The organism is Entomomonas sp. E7T21, assembly GCF_058693955.1.
Window position 1 is genome coordinate 3191136 of record NZ_CP191672.1, and the last position, 14972, is coordinate 3206107.

The 14972-nt window shown below is 36.1% G+C and carries 11 protein-coding genes; 7 read left to right on the forward strand and 4 right to left on the reverse strand.

What is annotated here, in order from left to right; genetic code table 11:
- Positions 1-34: 34 nt before the first annotated feature.
- The gene (locus tag ACQVD9_RS15215) at positions 35-613 is read right to left on the reverse strand and encodes a HutD/Ves family protein (RefSeq protein ID WP_264746777.1); all 579 of its coding nucleotides are present in this window, start codon (positions 611-613) and stop codon (positions 35-37) included.
- Positions 614-875: 262 nt separating this feature from the next.
- On the opposite strand from ACQVD9_RS15215, the gene hmuQ reads away from it, so the two are divergent.
- The 3 genes from hmuQ (at position 876) to recD (ending at position 6963) form a co-directional block, all read left to right on the forward strand.
- Positions 876-1184, forward strand: coding sequence for a heme-degrading protein HmuQ (hmuQ, locus tag ACQVD9_RS15220; protein ID WP_264746778.1), 309 nt, complete (start codon positions 876-878; stop codon positions 1182-1184).
- A 95-nt stretch (positions 1185-1279) separates the two neighbouring features.
- On the forward strand, positions 1280-4933 hold the full coding sequence (gene recB, locus ACQVD9_RS15225; protein WP_264746779.1) for an exodeoxyribonuclease V subunit beta: 3654 nt from the start codon (positions 1280-1282) through the stop codon (positions 4931-4933).
- Positions 4930-6963: an exodeoxyribonuclease V subunit alpha gene (gene recD, locus ACQVD9_RS15230; protein WP_264746780.1), complete on the forward strand. Its 2034-nt coding sequence runs from the start codon at positions 4930-4932 to the stop codon at positions 6961-6963. Before recB ends, recD begins: the two co-directional genes overlap by 4 nt.
- Positions 6964-6995: 32 nt before the next feature.
- Here the strand turns inward: recD and ACQVD9_RS15235 are convergent, their stop codons facing one another.
- Together ACQVD9_RS15235 and ACQVD9_RS15240 are read right to left on the reverse strand one after the other, a co-directional pair.
- On the reverse strand, positions 6996-7550 hold the full coding sequence (locus ACQVD9_RS15235) for a hypothetical protein (protein WP_264746781.1): 555 nt from the start codon (positions 7548-7550) through the stop codon (positions 6996-6998).
- Between the two features lie 52 nt (positions 7551-7602).
- The gene (locus ACQVD9_RS15240; protein WP_264746782.1) at positions 7603-8952 is read right to left on the reverse strand and encodes an amino acid permease; all 1350 of its coding nucleotides are present in this window, start codon (positions 8950-8952) and stop codon (positions 7603-7605) included.
- A 192-nt stretch (positions 8953-9144) separates the two neighbouring features.
- On the opposite strand from ACQVD9_RS15240, the gene ACQVD9_RS15245 reads away from it, so the two are divergent.
- A complete protein-coding gene (locus ACQVD9_RS15245; protein ID WP_264746783.1) occupies positions 9145-9594 on the forward strand; it encodes a GNAT family N-acetyltransferase in 450 nt (149 codons plus the stop codon).
- 91 nt (positions 9595-9685) lie between these two features.
- Positions 9686-10180 (forward strand): hypothetical protein, encoded by a 495-nt coding sequence (locus tag ACQVD9_RS15250; RefSeq protein WP_264746784.1) that lies wholly within the window; start codon positions 9686-9688, stop codon positions 10178-10180.
- Positions 10181-10212: 32 nt separating this feature from the next.
- On the opposite strand, the gene leuA is transcribed toward ACQVD9_RS15250, so the two are convergent.
- A complete protein-coding gene (gene leuA / locus ACQVD9_RS15255; RefSeq protein WP_264746785.1) occupies positions 10213-11883 on the reverse strand; it encodes a 2-isopropylmalate synthase in 1671 nt (556 codons plus the stop codon).
- A 354-nt stretch (positions 11884-12237) separates the two neighbouring features.
- Between leuA and ACQVD9_RS15260 the strand changes: the two genes are divergently transcribed.
- Positions 12238-12651 carry a DUF2946 domain-containing protein gene (locus tag ACQVD9_RS15260; protein ID WP_264746786.1) on the forward strand — a complete coding sequence of 138 codons (414 nt, stop codon included), beginning with the start codon at positions 12238-12240 and terminating at the stop codon, positions 12649-12651.
- A 117-nt stretch (positions 12652-12768) separates the two neighbouring features.
- Positions 12769-14766, forward strand: coding sequence for a TonB-dependent copper receptor (locus tag ACQVD9_RS15265; protein WP_413774183.1), 1998 nt, complete (start codon positions 12769-12771; stop codon positions 14764-14766).
- Positions 14767-14972 lie beyond the last annotated feature (206 nt).

The following is a 14972-nucleotide window of genomic DNA, read 5'->3' on the forward strand; positions in this document are numbered from 1 at the left end:
TATTTTTTCTATAATTAGGTGCAATTAACTTAAATTAATGTCTTAATAATTCCACGATACAAGCATAATCTGCAGGAGATGAGCCCGATACACTAATATCCTGTCCGCCTGATGTGATTAACGTATCGTAACGACTCAATGCCTGAGCAGAACCACCTGTTGTAACTGTTACTTGTGGCGCTGCTGAGAAAACTAATACTGTATCAGCCATTGAGTTGAACGTTTGAGGTTCAGTACCTACCTGACACCACTGATAAGCGCCAGTATAAAGCTCATTGTTATAAAGTAGACTTAAATCTTTTACAGGACCTGCCGGTAAATTAACATTCGTTGCACTACCTGCCTCTAAACGTACTAAATCATAAGTCTTTAAAGTATTTTCATATTGACCATTAATCACTACATTAGCAGCTGCACCTTCTAAAACTGAAAATATCCGGATAAAGCCATTAAATGGCGATAAAGCGCCTCCTTGTACATCTTCCATGGCTAAACGCCAATCAAAAACCTCTTTACTAGGAGAGTCTTCATTTCTAGCAATCTCTGTACTTATACCAGATGTACATGGCCAATCCATTTGTTGATAATCTTTTAATTTTTTGATTGTTCCCATCGTTCCCTACTCTCTTACTTATGTATTAAACTCAAACTAATAATACCAGTAATTTAAACTATTTTTAAAATACTTATCATCAGTAACAAGCTAATTATACTAACCCTTTATTAACGTTCTCTTAATTAATAATATAAGCTGACAATTATTATATGTTTACTCAAACAGTATTTTGATAAAATTCAAGTTATCAATTATTTTCTAACTTCTTTCTTCCTAAATACAATAATCAATATTTTTAAAAATAAGAGGATACAACATTATGTATATAGCTATGAATCGCTTTAAAATTAAACAGGGTGAAGAACAGCGCTTTATTAATATTTGGCAAAATCGTGATAGCCATTTAAAAGAAGTGCCTGGATTTGTTAAATTTAATCTACTACAAGGTTCTACTCAGGATGGTTATACACTGTTTGCTTCACATGCAGAATGGGAATCAGAAGAAGCTTTTAAAAACTGGACTCATTCCGAAGCCTTTCGTAAAGCACACGCTAATGCAGGTGATCCTAGTACGCGTGAAATTTACTTAGGGCCACCACAATTAGAATGTTTTACTGCCGTTATATAACGATTGATTAGTGATTATTATTAAATAAATCAACCTTTACAAGTAAAATTTTGTAGAATGATCAACTACCTTATCTGATTATTTATAAATCACTAATGACCAATCAACTACCCTTTGCCTTAAACTTTCCATTACAAGGAAGTCAACTAATCGAGGCCAGTGCTGGAACAGGTAAAACGTTTACCATATCTACACTGTACTTACGATTAGTATTAGGCCATGGGAGTGAAAAAACTAAATTTAGACGCCCCTTATTACCACCTGAAATATTGGTAATGACTTTTACTGAGGCAGCAACTCAAGAACTACGTGATCGTATTCGTACACGCCTAGCAGAAGCTGCTCGTTACTTTCGAAATGAATTAGCCAATCCAGATGAGATACTGATTAGTTTACGTAATGATTATTTAGAAATGGAATGGCCTACCTGTGCCCAACAATTAGAAATTGCTGCACAATGGATGGATGAAGCAGCAGTATCCACCATTCACTCTTGGTGTCAACGGATGCTTAAAGAGCATGCCTTCGATAGTGGCAATTTATTCCGCCAGCACTTAGAACCAGATCATAGTGATTTACTTGCCAGTGTTATTCGTGACTATTGGCGAATTTTTTGTTATCCATTAACAGGTATGGCTTTAGATTGGGTAAGAGAAAATTGGCAAACACCAAAAAACTTACAAAACCAACTCACTGATTTATTAATAGCAGACTTACCAGAACAGACAACGCCACCTGCCGAACTATTAAAACAACAACTCAACTTACGCCAACAAACAATTACTGAGTTAAAAAAATCTTGGGCTGAGTGGGCAGAAGAACTTAGATTGATTTGTGATGAAGCAGTTGCAAAAAAACAAGTAGATGGCCGTAAATTACAAAAACGTTTTTATGATAGTTGGTGCAATAAGCTTAAAGAATGGGCAACAGATAACGAGCAAATAGAACTTGATCTAGGTGTAGGGTTTGAACGACTATCGTCAGAAGGCTTTGCTGAAATTTGGAAACAAGGTTCACCTCCTAATCACCCTGCATTAGAAGCAATGCCAGAACTGGTTAAAGCATTAAACAATCTACCAAACCCAACTTTAGCTGTGTTAACCCATGCAGTACAGTGGGTTAAACAACGCTTTGAACAAGAGAAAGTACGTCGTGCTGAAATTGGCTTTGATGATCTATTAACTCGCTTAGATGAAGCATTACAAAGACCTTCTGGTAACCGCTTAGCTAAACTTATTCGACAACAATTTCCAGTGGCTATGGTTGATGAGTTTCAAGATACTGACCCTATCCAATATCGCATTCTGTCTAAGATCTATTTAGAACAAGAAGAGGATGTAGGGCTATTTTTAATTGGTGACCCCAAGCAAGCTATTTATGCCTTCCGTGGTGCAGACATCTATACTTATCTACAAGCCCGCTATCATATTGAAAAACGTTTACACCAACTAGATACAAACTATCGCTCTAGTCAAGCTATGGTAGCTGCCACTAACTGTTTATTCGATTATGCGGAACAACATAATGCGACAGGCGCTTTCCATTTTAAAACAGCTCAGCATAATCCTTTACCTTTTTACCCTGTTAAAGCACAAGGCAAAAAAGAAGCTTTTGTTATTAATAATCAGCAGCAAACGGCTTTAAATTTTTGGTACCAACCTAGCGATGCGCCTATTAGCACAACTGAATACTACAATCATTTTGCAGCAAGTTGTGCCAGTGAAATTGTTCGCTTATTAAATCTAGGCCAACAAAATAAAGCTGGCTTTCAACAAGAGGATTATTTATTACCACTACGTCCTTCTGATATTGCAATCCTTGTTCGAAGTGGTAAAGAAGCTAAAGCAATACGAGATGCACTAGCTACGCGTAATGTACGTAGTGTCTACCTATCTGATAAGGATTCAGTATTAGATACTCTTGAAGCACAGGACTTACTGCTCTGGTTAGAAGCCTGTGGTCAGCCTGAAAATGAACACTTATTAAGGGCTGCTTTAGCTACTGCAACCCTTGATCTAACCTTACAAGAATTAGACAGCTACAATCAAAATGAAAATATTTGGGAACAACGTATTTTACAATTCCGTTTCTATAAAGAATTGTGGAGAACCCAAGGGGTACTTCCCATGTTACGTCGTTTCTTACAAGATTTTAAACTACCACAACGGTTATTAAGTAATTACCAAGAAGGTGAAAGAAAACTCACCAACCTATTACACCTTGCAGAACTATTACAACAAGCTGCTACCGAGCTAGATGGCGAACAAGCATTAATACGTTATTTAGCAGAACGCTTGACTGAAAATAATAAACAAAGTGATGAATATATTGTTCGCTTAGAAAGTGATGAGCAACTGGTTAAAGTTATTACTATTCATAAATCTAAAGGCTTAGAATATCCCTTAGTATTTTTACCTTTTATTTGTTCTTTTAAAGCAGTGAATGGAAATTTTTTACCTATTCGCTACCACGATGAACAAGGTAATTTGCAACTTTCCTTACATAGAAATACTGAAATTATTAATCAAGCAGATAAAGAACGTTTATCCGAAGATTTACGTTTATTATATGTAGCACTAACACGGGCTAAATATAACTGTTGGTTAGGTATAGCTGATTTAAAATATGGCAATAATAAAGCTTCTGTATTGCATGACTCAGCGATTGGTTATTTATTAAATAATGGCTCACCGCTAACTGACTCTAGCCATTTACAAAGTTGTTTAGAAAAATTTACTGAAGATTGTTCAAGTATTCAACTACAAGTATTACCAGAAAGTAACCTACAACGTTTTAATGAACAACAGTTAACTGTTATAAAACCACAAGCACGAGAAATGGCAAGAAGTATTTCGCGCTTTTGGTGGATATCGTCTTATAGCTCATTACGTTTGGCTGCAACAACGATTGAACAAGAATCAATAGAAACCTTAGCTGTACCTGAAACGGCAGCTAATCAAAACTTATTTGATGATGATAACAGTAGCTTCTCAACCAATACACCAATCACCAATGACATTCATGGCTTTCCACGGGGAGCATTAGCAGGCTCTTTTCTACATGGCATACTGGACTGGGCTGCTAATAAAGGTTTTGCTGAAGTAGCAAATAACCCAACCGAAAGCAGAGACTTTATTGCAAGGCGTTGTAATATTCGTAGCTGGGAACATTGGATTGATATTTTACAAGACTGGTTACAAGGTTTTATCAAACAGCAACTACCGTTAGTTGATAGAACCAGTTCATTATTAGAACTCCCCCATTACCTTTCAGAAATGGAATTTATGTTTGCTAGCCATTGGCTTAATCTTGAACAATTAGATACATTAGTAAAAAGCTATATTTTACCTAATCAAATTCGCCCACCTTTAGAAAAAGGTATGCTGAATGGTATGTTTAAAGGCTTTATCGATTTAACCTTTGCACAAGATGACCGTTACTATATTGTTGATTACAAATCTAATTGGCTAGGTGAAAATAACCAAGCCTATACCCTATCAGCTATGAATGAAGCCATGCTTACTCACCGTTACGATTTACAGCTAGTACTTTATCAATTAGCCCTACATCGCCAGCTTAAAGCCCGTTTAGCTGATTATGACTATGAGCAACATACAGGTGGCGTACTCTATCTATTTTTACGAGGTTATCAAAGTGCAACGGGCGGTGTATTTTATGAGCGTGTGCCTTTTGAACTGATTGATAAATTAGATAATCTATTTAGCAATAAAGCTAAGGAGCAAGCATGAATCCATTGCTGCCCATCAGCCAACAACAGCTAGATCAAGCTGAGCAATGGTTAACTTTACGACCACTAACATCTACTACAGATATGCTAGTGGTATTACAGCTATGGGTAACAGCAGGTTGGCTTCGCCCATTAGATCATGCTTTTGCAGCGTTCTTAGCAGAACAATCACCAAATACTGAACCTAGTGTATTATTAGCTGCTACATTAACCAGTTATCAATTGAGCCATGGTCATGTTTGTTTAGATTTAGCATTAACTTTACAACATCCAGAACTATCTTTATCTCTTAGTTATACTTATCAACAGCAACCTTGGTATCCAGTTCAATTATTAGCACAGCTTAATCTTGCTGATTGGCAACAAGCCATTATCAATAGTGATTTAACTTCACAAGGTGAAAAGCAAACCCCTATGGTTTGGCAACAGGGTAGACTGTATTTATGGCGTTATTGGTACTACGAGAAATTATTAACTACGCATATTAATCAACGTTTAAATACCCAACTAGCCATACCCGAAGATTTATCAACTAGATTAAACGAACTTTTTAAAGATAATAAAGACTCCCCTGATTGGCAGAAAATTGCCTGTGCTATTGCTACGCGAACAGCCTTTAGTATTATTACTGGGGGGCCAGGTACTGGTAAAACAACTACGGTTATTCGATTATTGGCATTACTACAAACACCTGCTGTTAAAGCGGGTAAACCACTTAATATTCAACTGGCAGCCCCAACAGGCAAAGCAGCAGCACGCTTAACTGAATCTATTGGTAAACAAGTAGCCTCATTAACCATTGATGAAGATGTAAGAGCATATATTCCTGTGACTGTAAGTACCTTACACCGTCTACTAGGTAGTCGTCCTGATACCCGCCATTTTATACACAATAAAACCAATCCATTAGCTTTAGATATTCTTATTATTGATGAAGCCTCTATGATTGATTTAGAGCTTTTTGCTCATCTATTAGAAGCATTACCTACCCATGCTCGGTTAATTTTATTAGGTGACAAAGACCAATTAGCCTCAGTAGAGGCAGGAGCTGTACTGGGTGATTTATGCCGAAATGCAGAGTTAGGTTTATATAGCCCACAAACACTTAGCTGGTTAACTGAAATAACAGGTGAACAATTAGCTAATACCCATTTGCAAATAGGTAACAACGAACAAAATCCATTAGCACAACAGACTGTTATGTTACGTCACTCTCGACGTTTTGCCAGTGATAGTGGAATTGGCCAGTTAGCTAAATGGGTAAATACAGGTAATATTAAACAAACCCGCCAGCTATTAAAACAGACACTTTCTGACTTGGGGCACCTAACTATCAACCAAGTCAAAGACCCAAACTTTGAAAAATTTATTCTAACTGGAAGTGAAAAGCAGGATGGTTATAGTCATTATTTAGCCGTTTTAAAAAACCAACGACCTGATACAACTATCCCAGTCTATGATCCTGTATGGAAAAAATGGGCTAATCAAGTACTAGCTGCATTTAATCAGTTTCAAATATTAGCTGTATTGCGGGAAGGTCAATATGGTATTAATGAATTAAATAGAACTATTGCTTATATGTTGTATCGTCATGGTTATATTTCCCATTTTGAGGGTTGGTATGAAGGTCGACCCGTGCTAATGACCCACAACGATTATGCATTAGGTTTAATGAATGGTGATATAGGTATCACTCTTGCATTTCCCATGGAAAATGCACCTGAACAAACTGTATTAAAAGTAGTATTTCCCTACAATGATGGCACTCAAAATTTACGAGAAGTATTACCAAGCCGTTTAAGTTCAGCAGAAACAGTTTTTGCTATGACTGTACATAAATCACAAGGCTCAGAATTCTCTCATACTGCCCTAATACTACCAGATCAGTTAAACCCTGTTCTTAGCCGTGAGCTACTCTATACTGCTATTACTCGTGCCCGTAATAAATTTACTTTAATCGAAAGCGAACCACGTATCTTTGATGAAACTATCAAAAGACAAACTGTTCGATTAAGTGGATTAAAATTTTAGTACCCAATAATCAAACTTTAAAAATTGAGCACTCAATTTGATCCTTTTTGTTCAGCAATATACTTAATTTGTAAGAGTATTCTTCTCCGAATAAAGCCACTAGCTAGTCTTATTAGATACCAATATGGTGAAAATAACATTACTATTTTCTTATCAGGACAAAATACCCTTGTTTCAGTTGATAAAATAGACGTATTATCATTTCGTTCTGTTATTACAAAATTCATCACCAATTTAGCAACCCCTTTGTTAGAAAATTGCTGAAACTCTAATGGTGTTGAAACAGAAACTAAACCAAAATTAAATTGCCAAAACTTTCCAATAAGCCCATAAGTAACTTCTTTACTTTCTTGGCTCCCCAGAAATAGAAAACTATGAAATCCAAAAGGTTCTTTAATTTCTTTTGCTCGATGAAAAGAATAAAGTTTCATTGGAAACTCACGTATTTTCATTAAAATTTTAGTTAACTTATCTGCAGATGGATCATTATTGATGATAACATCCATAATAATATCTGGAGGAGCGGATATTGTTATACAATGCTTTTCAGAAAACTGAAAGCTAGGAAGAAATATATCAATTAACAAAACAATCTCCTCCCATTATTTAATTACTTACAGATATACATATACTATAACTTTATTTCTCTTTCACAAATAAATAATAAGCTACAATTAATAACACCACCCAAACGACTCCCACATATAAAGCAATCCTTGTCTCTTTAAAGAAGCCCAATAACACCACCACAAACACCATAAATAATGTAGTTAAAATGGGGGCAATAGGCCAGAAAGGTATTGGAAATTTCAATTCGGCTACTTCTTGTCTAGTCATTTTACGGCGCATCATTAGATGAGAACATAAAATCATTAACCATACCCATACCGTAGCAAAAGTGGCAATTGAGGCAATAAGTACAAAAACATTTTTAGGAATTAGATAGTTTAGATAAACACCAATACCCAAAGTAATAGATAAAACAATAGCCGTTACCCAAGGTACTCCATTCTTATTAATCCGTAAAAAAGCACTCGGTGCTTGTTTATTTTGTGCCATACCATACATAACACGACCAGCACCAAATATATCACTATTAATCGCTGAAACAGCAGCCACAATCACCACCACATTTAAAATATGGGGAGCATAAGGAATGCCTAACTTTTCAAAGATAGTTACAAAGGGACTACCTGCCAAACCTATTTCATTCCAAGGAAATAGCGACATTAAAATAAATAAGGTAAACACATAGAAGAATAAAATTCTAAAAGGTACTGCATTAATTGCTTTAGGAATAGATTTTTCAGGATTATCTGCTTCACTAGAAGTAACACCAATAACTTCTACCCCACCGAAAGCAAACATGACAATGGCTAAAGAAGCAATCACTCCTTCAATGCCATTAGGCATAAAACCACCATGCTCCCATAGGTTACTGATACCTATTGGATAACCAAAATTAGTACCTACTAACAATAAAATACCACCACCTACAATCATAGCGATGATAGCTAGCACTTTAATTAAGCACAGCCAAAACTCCATTTCACCAAATGCTTTTACATGAAAAAGATTAATACCACCAATCACTAAAATAATAGCTAGTGCCCATATCCATTGATCAACATGTGGAAACCACAGCTTCATATAAATCCCAAAGGCAGTAACATCAGCAATACAAACCACGATCATTTCAAAGGTATAAGTCCAACCTGTAATAAAGCCCGCCATTGGGCCTAAATACTTAGTAGCATAATGACTAAACGATCCTGAAACAGGATCACGCACCGCCATTTCTCCTAAAGCGCGCATCATAATAAATACGGCTGCACCACCTACAAAATAGGCTAATAAAACAGCAGGCCCTGCCATCTGAATAGCTTTAGCTGAACCATAAAATAGGCCAGTACCAATTGCTGAACCAAGGGCAATAAATAAAATATGACGGGCAGTTAATCCACGTGCTAATTGAGATGAATTACTCATTCAAGTTTTCCTAGATTCTCATTTAACTTTTATCATAGGGTATTCATTAATTATTTAATGAACACTTTGCTAAAAATTTGTAATAATACCATTAATATGATTAATACTCTTAGCTATCATTTTATTTTCTATCTTCTAATTTAGCTTTAGATCAATTTTATAGTTTAACTAAATACTTAAGAACATATTATTATGCAAATTATCTGGCAAGATCTGCACCATTCCCAATTAACTACTGAACAACTTTATCAACTATTAAAATTACGTAACGAAGTATTTATTGTAGAACAAAATTGTGTTTATCAGGATATTGATGGCCAAGACTTAATGAGTGAAAACAGACATATAATGGCATGGCAAGCTAATCAACTAGTGGCTTATGCTAGAATACTAGCAACTGATACTCAATTATCTATAGGTAGAGTGATCACAGCGCCTGCTGCACGAGGTGCTGGTTTAGGCAACCGACTTCTAGAAAAAGCACTACATGCTTGTAAACAGCACTGGTCAGGTACATTACCTATTTATCTATCAGCCCAAGCCCATTTGCAACAATTTTATGGTTCTTTTGGTTTTATAGCTGAGGGAGACATGTATTATGAGGATGGTATTCCTCATATAAAAATGGTTTTAAAAAGTTAATCCTAAACCAGAAAATCAAATGCTATATTAATTAAAGAAAGTAATGAAATATGCTAATATTTGATAAATATATAAGAAGAAGACTATAAATATGGATGGAAGCTACTTTCTAACTAAAAAAGAATATCTTCATCATAAATTGATAATGATTTGTGCTTGTTTCGCCCTTCCTTTACTTTTTTACTATGATGGTGATATAGATATAATTACTGCTCTTATAATTCATATTTTTATCTGTAGTTACTTACTATTTACTTACTTTAGAATTAAAGAAATATATATTGAAAATGGCAACCTAATAATCATAGGTAAAAAGGGTGAAATTACTACGCCTATAACAAATATAAGAAATATAAGAAATATAAGAAATATATATAAAGTTGGCTTATTTTCCTCAGGCACTCCAGCTTTAACAAGAGTTAGCGTATATGATGCCATAATTGAATTAAAAACTAATTCTATCTACGGTAAAAAAATATACTGTTGTGTCAAAGGATTAAATAAATCATCCAACCCCATTGGTGATGTAATGAAATATATTAATGAAGAAAAAAGAAAAGTAAAAGAAGAAGCAAATAAACAATAGGCAAGGGATTAGCCTTGCCTATTTAATAACTGTTATGCAGCTTTTCCATTAGCTATTTGCATAGCACGATTAACTGCACTAAATAACGCATGGAAACTAGCAGTAGTTATATTTTCATTAATACCTATACCATGTAATGGACGTTGTCCTTCCATACGAATTTCAATATAAGCGGCAGCATTAGCTGTACTGCCTGCACCAATAGCATGCTCATTGTAATCCATAATTTCTACTTTAACAGGTAAGGCTGAAACTACTGCTTCTAATGGCCCTTTACCAGAACCTTGCCAATGTTCAACTTTACCACCTACATTAACTTCTAAATCTACAGTACTAACATCATTCTCTTCTTGGAGGCGATGTTTTACTAATTGAAATGGTTGATTTGCTTGTAAATATTCAGTATCTAACAAACTGTGGATCTGTTTAGCCGTCATTTCTAACCCTAAACGATCAGTTTCTTTTTGTACTACTTGGCTAAACTCGATCTGCATACGACGCGGTAAGCTAATACCATACTCTTGCTCCAATAAGTAAGTAATACCACCCTTACCTGATTGACTATTAACACGAATGACTGCGTCATAGCTACGACCAATATCACTTGGGTCAATCGGTAAGTAAGGCACCTCCCAATAGATATCTTCAGTTTGCGCAGCAAAACCTTTACGAATAGCATCTTGATGCGAACCAGAGAATGCAGTATGTACTAAGTCTCCCACATAAGGATGACGTGGATGCACTGCAATTTGATTACACTCTTCCACCACTTTACGTACAGCATCAATATCAGAAAAGTCTAATTTAGGATCAACACCTTGCGTATACATATTTAAAGCTAAAGTAACAATATCCACATTACCTGTACGCTCACCATTACCAAACAAGCAACCTTCCACACGGTCAGCGCCAGCTAATAAACCTAACTCAGTAGCAGCAATACCTGTACCACGGTCATTATGGCAATGCACACTTACTAATACACTATCACGATGATTCACATGGCGACAGAACCACTCTATTTGATCTGCATATACATTCGGCATAGAGCTTTCTACGGTTGCAGGTAAATTCAAAATAACTTTTTTCTCAGGTGTAGGTTTCCAAACGTCCAACACTGCATTACAAATTTCTACAGAAAATGGTAATTCGGCCATACTGAATGTTTCTGGTGAAAACTCAAATACCCATTCAGTTTCTGGTTGCTGCGCTGCCAACTCATTAAACAATTTAGCTGAGTTTACTGCTGTTTGAATAATAGATTCTTTATCTTGTTTAAAAACAATACGACGAAAAGAAGGAGACACCGCCACATAGAAATGCACGATAGCTTTTTTAGCACCACGTAATGATTCAAAAGTACGGCGAATCAACTCCTCACGCGCTTGAGTCAATACCTGAATATAAACATCATCTGGGATATGATTATTTTCAATTAACTCACGCACAAAATCGTAATCTGTTTGTGAAGCTGAGGGAAAAGCCACCTCAATTTCTTTAAGACCTACATCAACTAAGGTTTTAAAGAATTTCATTTTTTTATCAGCATCCATTGGCTCGATCAATGATTGATTGCCATCACGTAAATCTGAGCTACTCCAAACAGGCGCTTTATCAATTGTTTTTGATGGCCATGTACGATCTGGAATATCGACCATAGGAAAAGCACGATATTTATGAGCTGGTACTTGTTGCATAGACATAATTAAAATTCCTTCAAAATACTTATCAAATAAGAGAGTTCTTAAATAGTTTTCGTTTTATTTTTAGCAGAACTGACTAAGTCGCTGCGCAACTAGATTTAGGCAGCAATATTGACGATAAAGTATAAGTGTTTGATATGTTTTCATGCGCATACCATAAAATAATTAAAATATAATTGCAAACATCTTTTAAAATTTAGCAGAATAACCTATTTAATAAAAAATACAGCAATTTAAAAAAAGATAACTCAACTAACTAGCAATAAAATAAACTTTATAACTGTTACATTATGTCGCTTGTTGAAAGCAGCCATTAACCTATAATGTAACATATTATATCGGGATAATGGGGTTATGCGGTTATTTAGTCGCAAAGCAAAACAGCACTACCTAGCCTATCTTGGTCTATTTGCAGTATTAATGCTCACTATTGGGCCTGTTACCTCGCAAATATTGGCCATGGTTTCTGTTGCATCCCACTCTATGACCATGTCTCAACATGAGACAATGGATCATTCTAATCACCACAACACTATATCCTCAGATCAATCAGCATCACAAACTTCAACACCACAAACCAACCATCACCAAATGAGCTTATGTGGTTATTGTGATTTACTACACACACCTGTCCTAACTACTTATATAGCTGTTATTGTACAGGCTCCACCTATACATCAATATACTACGCCTTATCATTTCAATGATATATTCTCACCTCTTTATAATAGCCCTCTAAGCCGCGCTCCTCCTTCTTTATTTATATAACTCATCTATAAAAACTTATTATCTAGCAATGTAAGTAGTCCTTTTACTTAAGGATAAAGATTGGTTATTTGCTAGATAGATATTACTTTAATTAAAGAAGGATTAAGTTTTATGGCTATGTCTCGCAATAAGCATGCTTATTTAGCATGTATTATTTCGATTCTATCTGTAGGATTAGGTTACCAACCTACCTACGCAAATGAATCAGATGAAAATAAGCAAAAAAATAATTCAGATATTACTTTAGATACCATTGTAATAACTGCTGCGCCTCAAACTTCCCCATTAACAGTGGTAACAGACCCTAAACAACCCCGACAACCCGTTCCAGCCAGTGATGGTGCTGATTACTTAAAAACAATTCCTGGTTTTTCTGTAGTGCGCAAAGGCGGCTCTAATGGTGACCCTGTTTTCCGTGGTATGTTTGGTTCTCGCCTTAATATATTAACCGATGGAGGAACAATTCTGGGAGGCTGTGGTGGACGAATGGATACACCTACTTCTTATATTTCTCCTGAAACTTACGACCGCATAACTGTAATTAAAGGCCCACAAACTGTAATTTGGGGACCAACAGGCTCTGCAGGTACTATTTTATTCGAACGTGATCCACATCGTTTCCATGAACTAGGTGGACATATCAGTGGTAGCGTATTAATTGGTACAGATGGTCGCTTCGATAAAAACCTAGATGCGGTCGGTGGTAATCAATATGGTTACCTTCGATTTACTGGAAACCAATCCAAAGCAGGTGACTACCATGATGGTAATGATAATCGTATCCACTCCAAATGGAGTAAATGGAATGGCGATCTTGCTCTTGGTATAACGCCTGATGAAGACACACTACTAGAACTAACAGCAGGTCGTGGTAATGGCGAAGCCCGTTATGCAGATAGAAGTATGGATGGCTCTCGCTTTCTAAGAGAATCCTACGGCGTTCGTTTTGAAAAATCTAATATAGGTGAAGTATTAAATAAAGTAGAAGCTCAAGTCTATTACAACTATATTAATCATGTGATGGATAACTTTCGCTTACGCCATATGAATCCCCCGCCAAACTGGATGGAGTCTAATCCTGATCGCCGAACTATGGGTGGTAAAGTGAGCGCTACTTGGGAGTGGACTGATTTCAAATTACAAACAGGGATAGATGGCAAACGTGATACTCATCGATCTAAAAACAGACAGATGATGTTAACAACAGATGGTTGGACTAAAGACGCCTATATTAGTAATTATGGTGCTTTTAGTGAGTTAACTTGGTATACCTCTGAGCAAAGTAGGCTTATTACAGGTGCTAGAATCGATCACTATCGAGCTAGAGCAGAACAAATAAGTAAAGAAAGAACCAAAACCCTTCCTAGTGGTTTTATGCGTTTTGAATATGACTTAGCAGACTCACCAACTACCCTTTACGCAGGTATCGGTCATACTCAGCGTTTTCCAGACTATTGGGAGCTATTTAGTGGCGCCAATAAAAATACCGCGTTCAAAAAATTAGCACCAGAGAAAACAACACAAGTTGATTTTGGCCTACAATATAACAATGATCGTTTAAGTGCTTGGGCATCTGGTTATGTAGGTTGGGTTGGCGACTATATTATCTTCACTCAACAAGGTGCTGCTAATAATGTAGGTAACGTTGATGCCCGTATTATGGGTGGTGAATTAGGTGCAGCCTACAAGCTCACAGATCGTTGGACAACAGATGCAAGTCTTGCTTACTCATGGGGTAAAAATAGTAGCGATGGCCGTGCCCTACCACAAATTCCCCCTTTAGAAGTGCGGTTAGGTCTTAACTATCAATATGATAAATGGTCAGCAGGTGCATTAATGCGTATTGTTGACTCACAAAGCCGTGTTGCTACCAACCAAGGCAATGTCATTGGTAAAGACTTTGGTAAAAGCTCTGGCTTTGGTATTTTCTCCTTTAATGGAGGTTACCAAATAAATAAAAACTTTAAATTAACAGCAGGGGTTGATAACTTATTTGATCGCTATTATGTGGAACACTTAAATAGAGGGGGTGCCAATATGTTTGGTTTTACTGCTGATCAACAAATACCAGAACCAGGTCGTACAGTTTGGACAAAACTAAGCTTTGATTTCTAAGCAAACCTAAAGGTTAGTAATAGTCTTACTAACCTTTTTTATCTTTCAATAATCTGCACATATTTCGTCACTATAGCCCAACCTAACAAATAATAATATTAGCTGTATTTTCCTATACTTTCGTCGTGTTTACCGCCCTCTTATAAGCCCTTTATAGTAATCATAGTGGCACAAAGTTTGCCTATTTAAAATAACAACAACTCAAT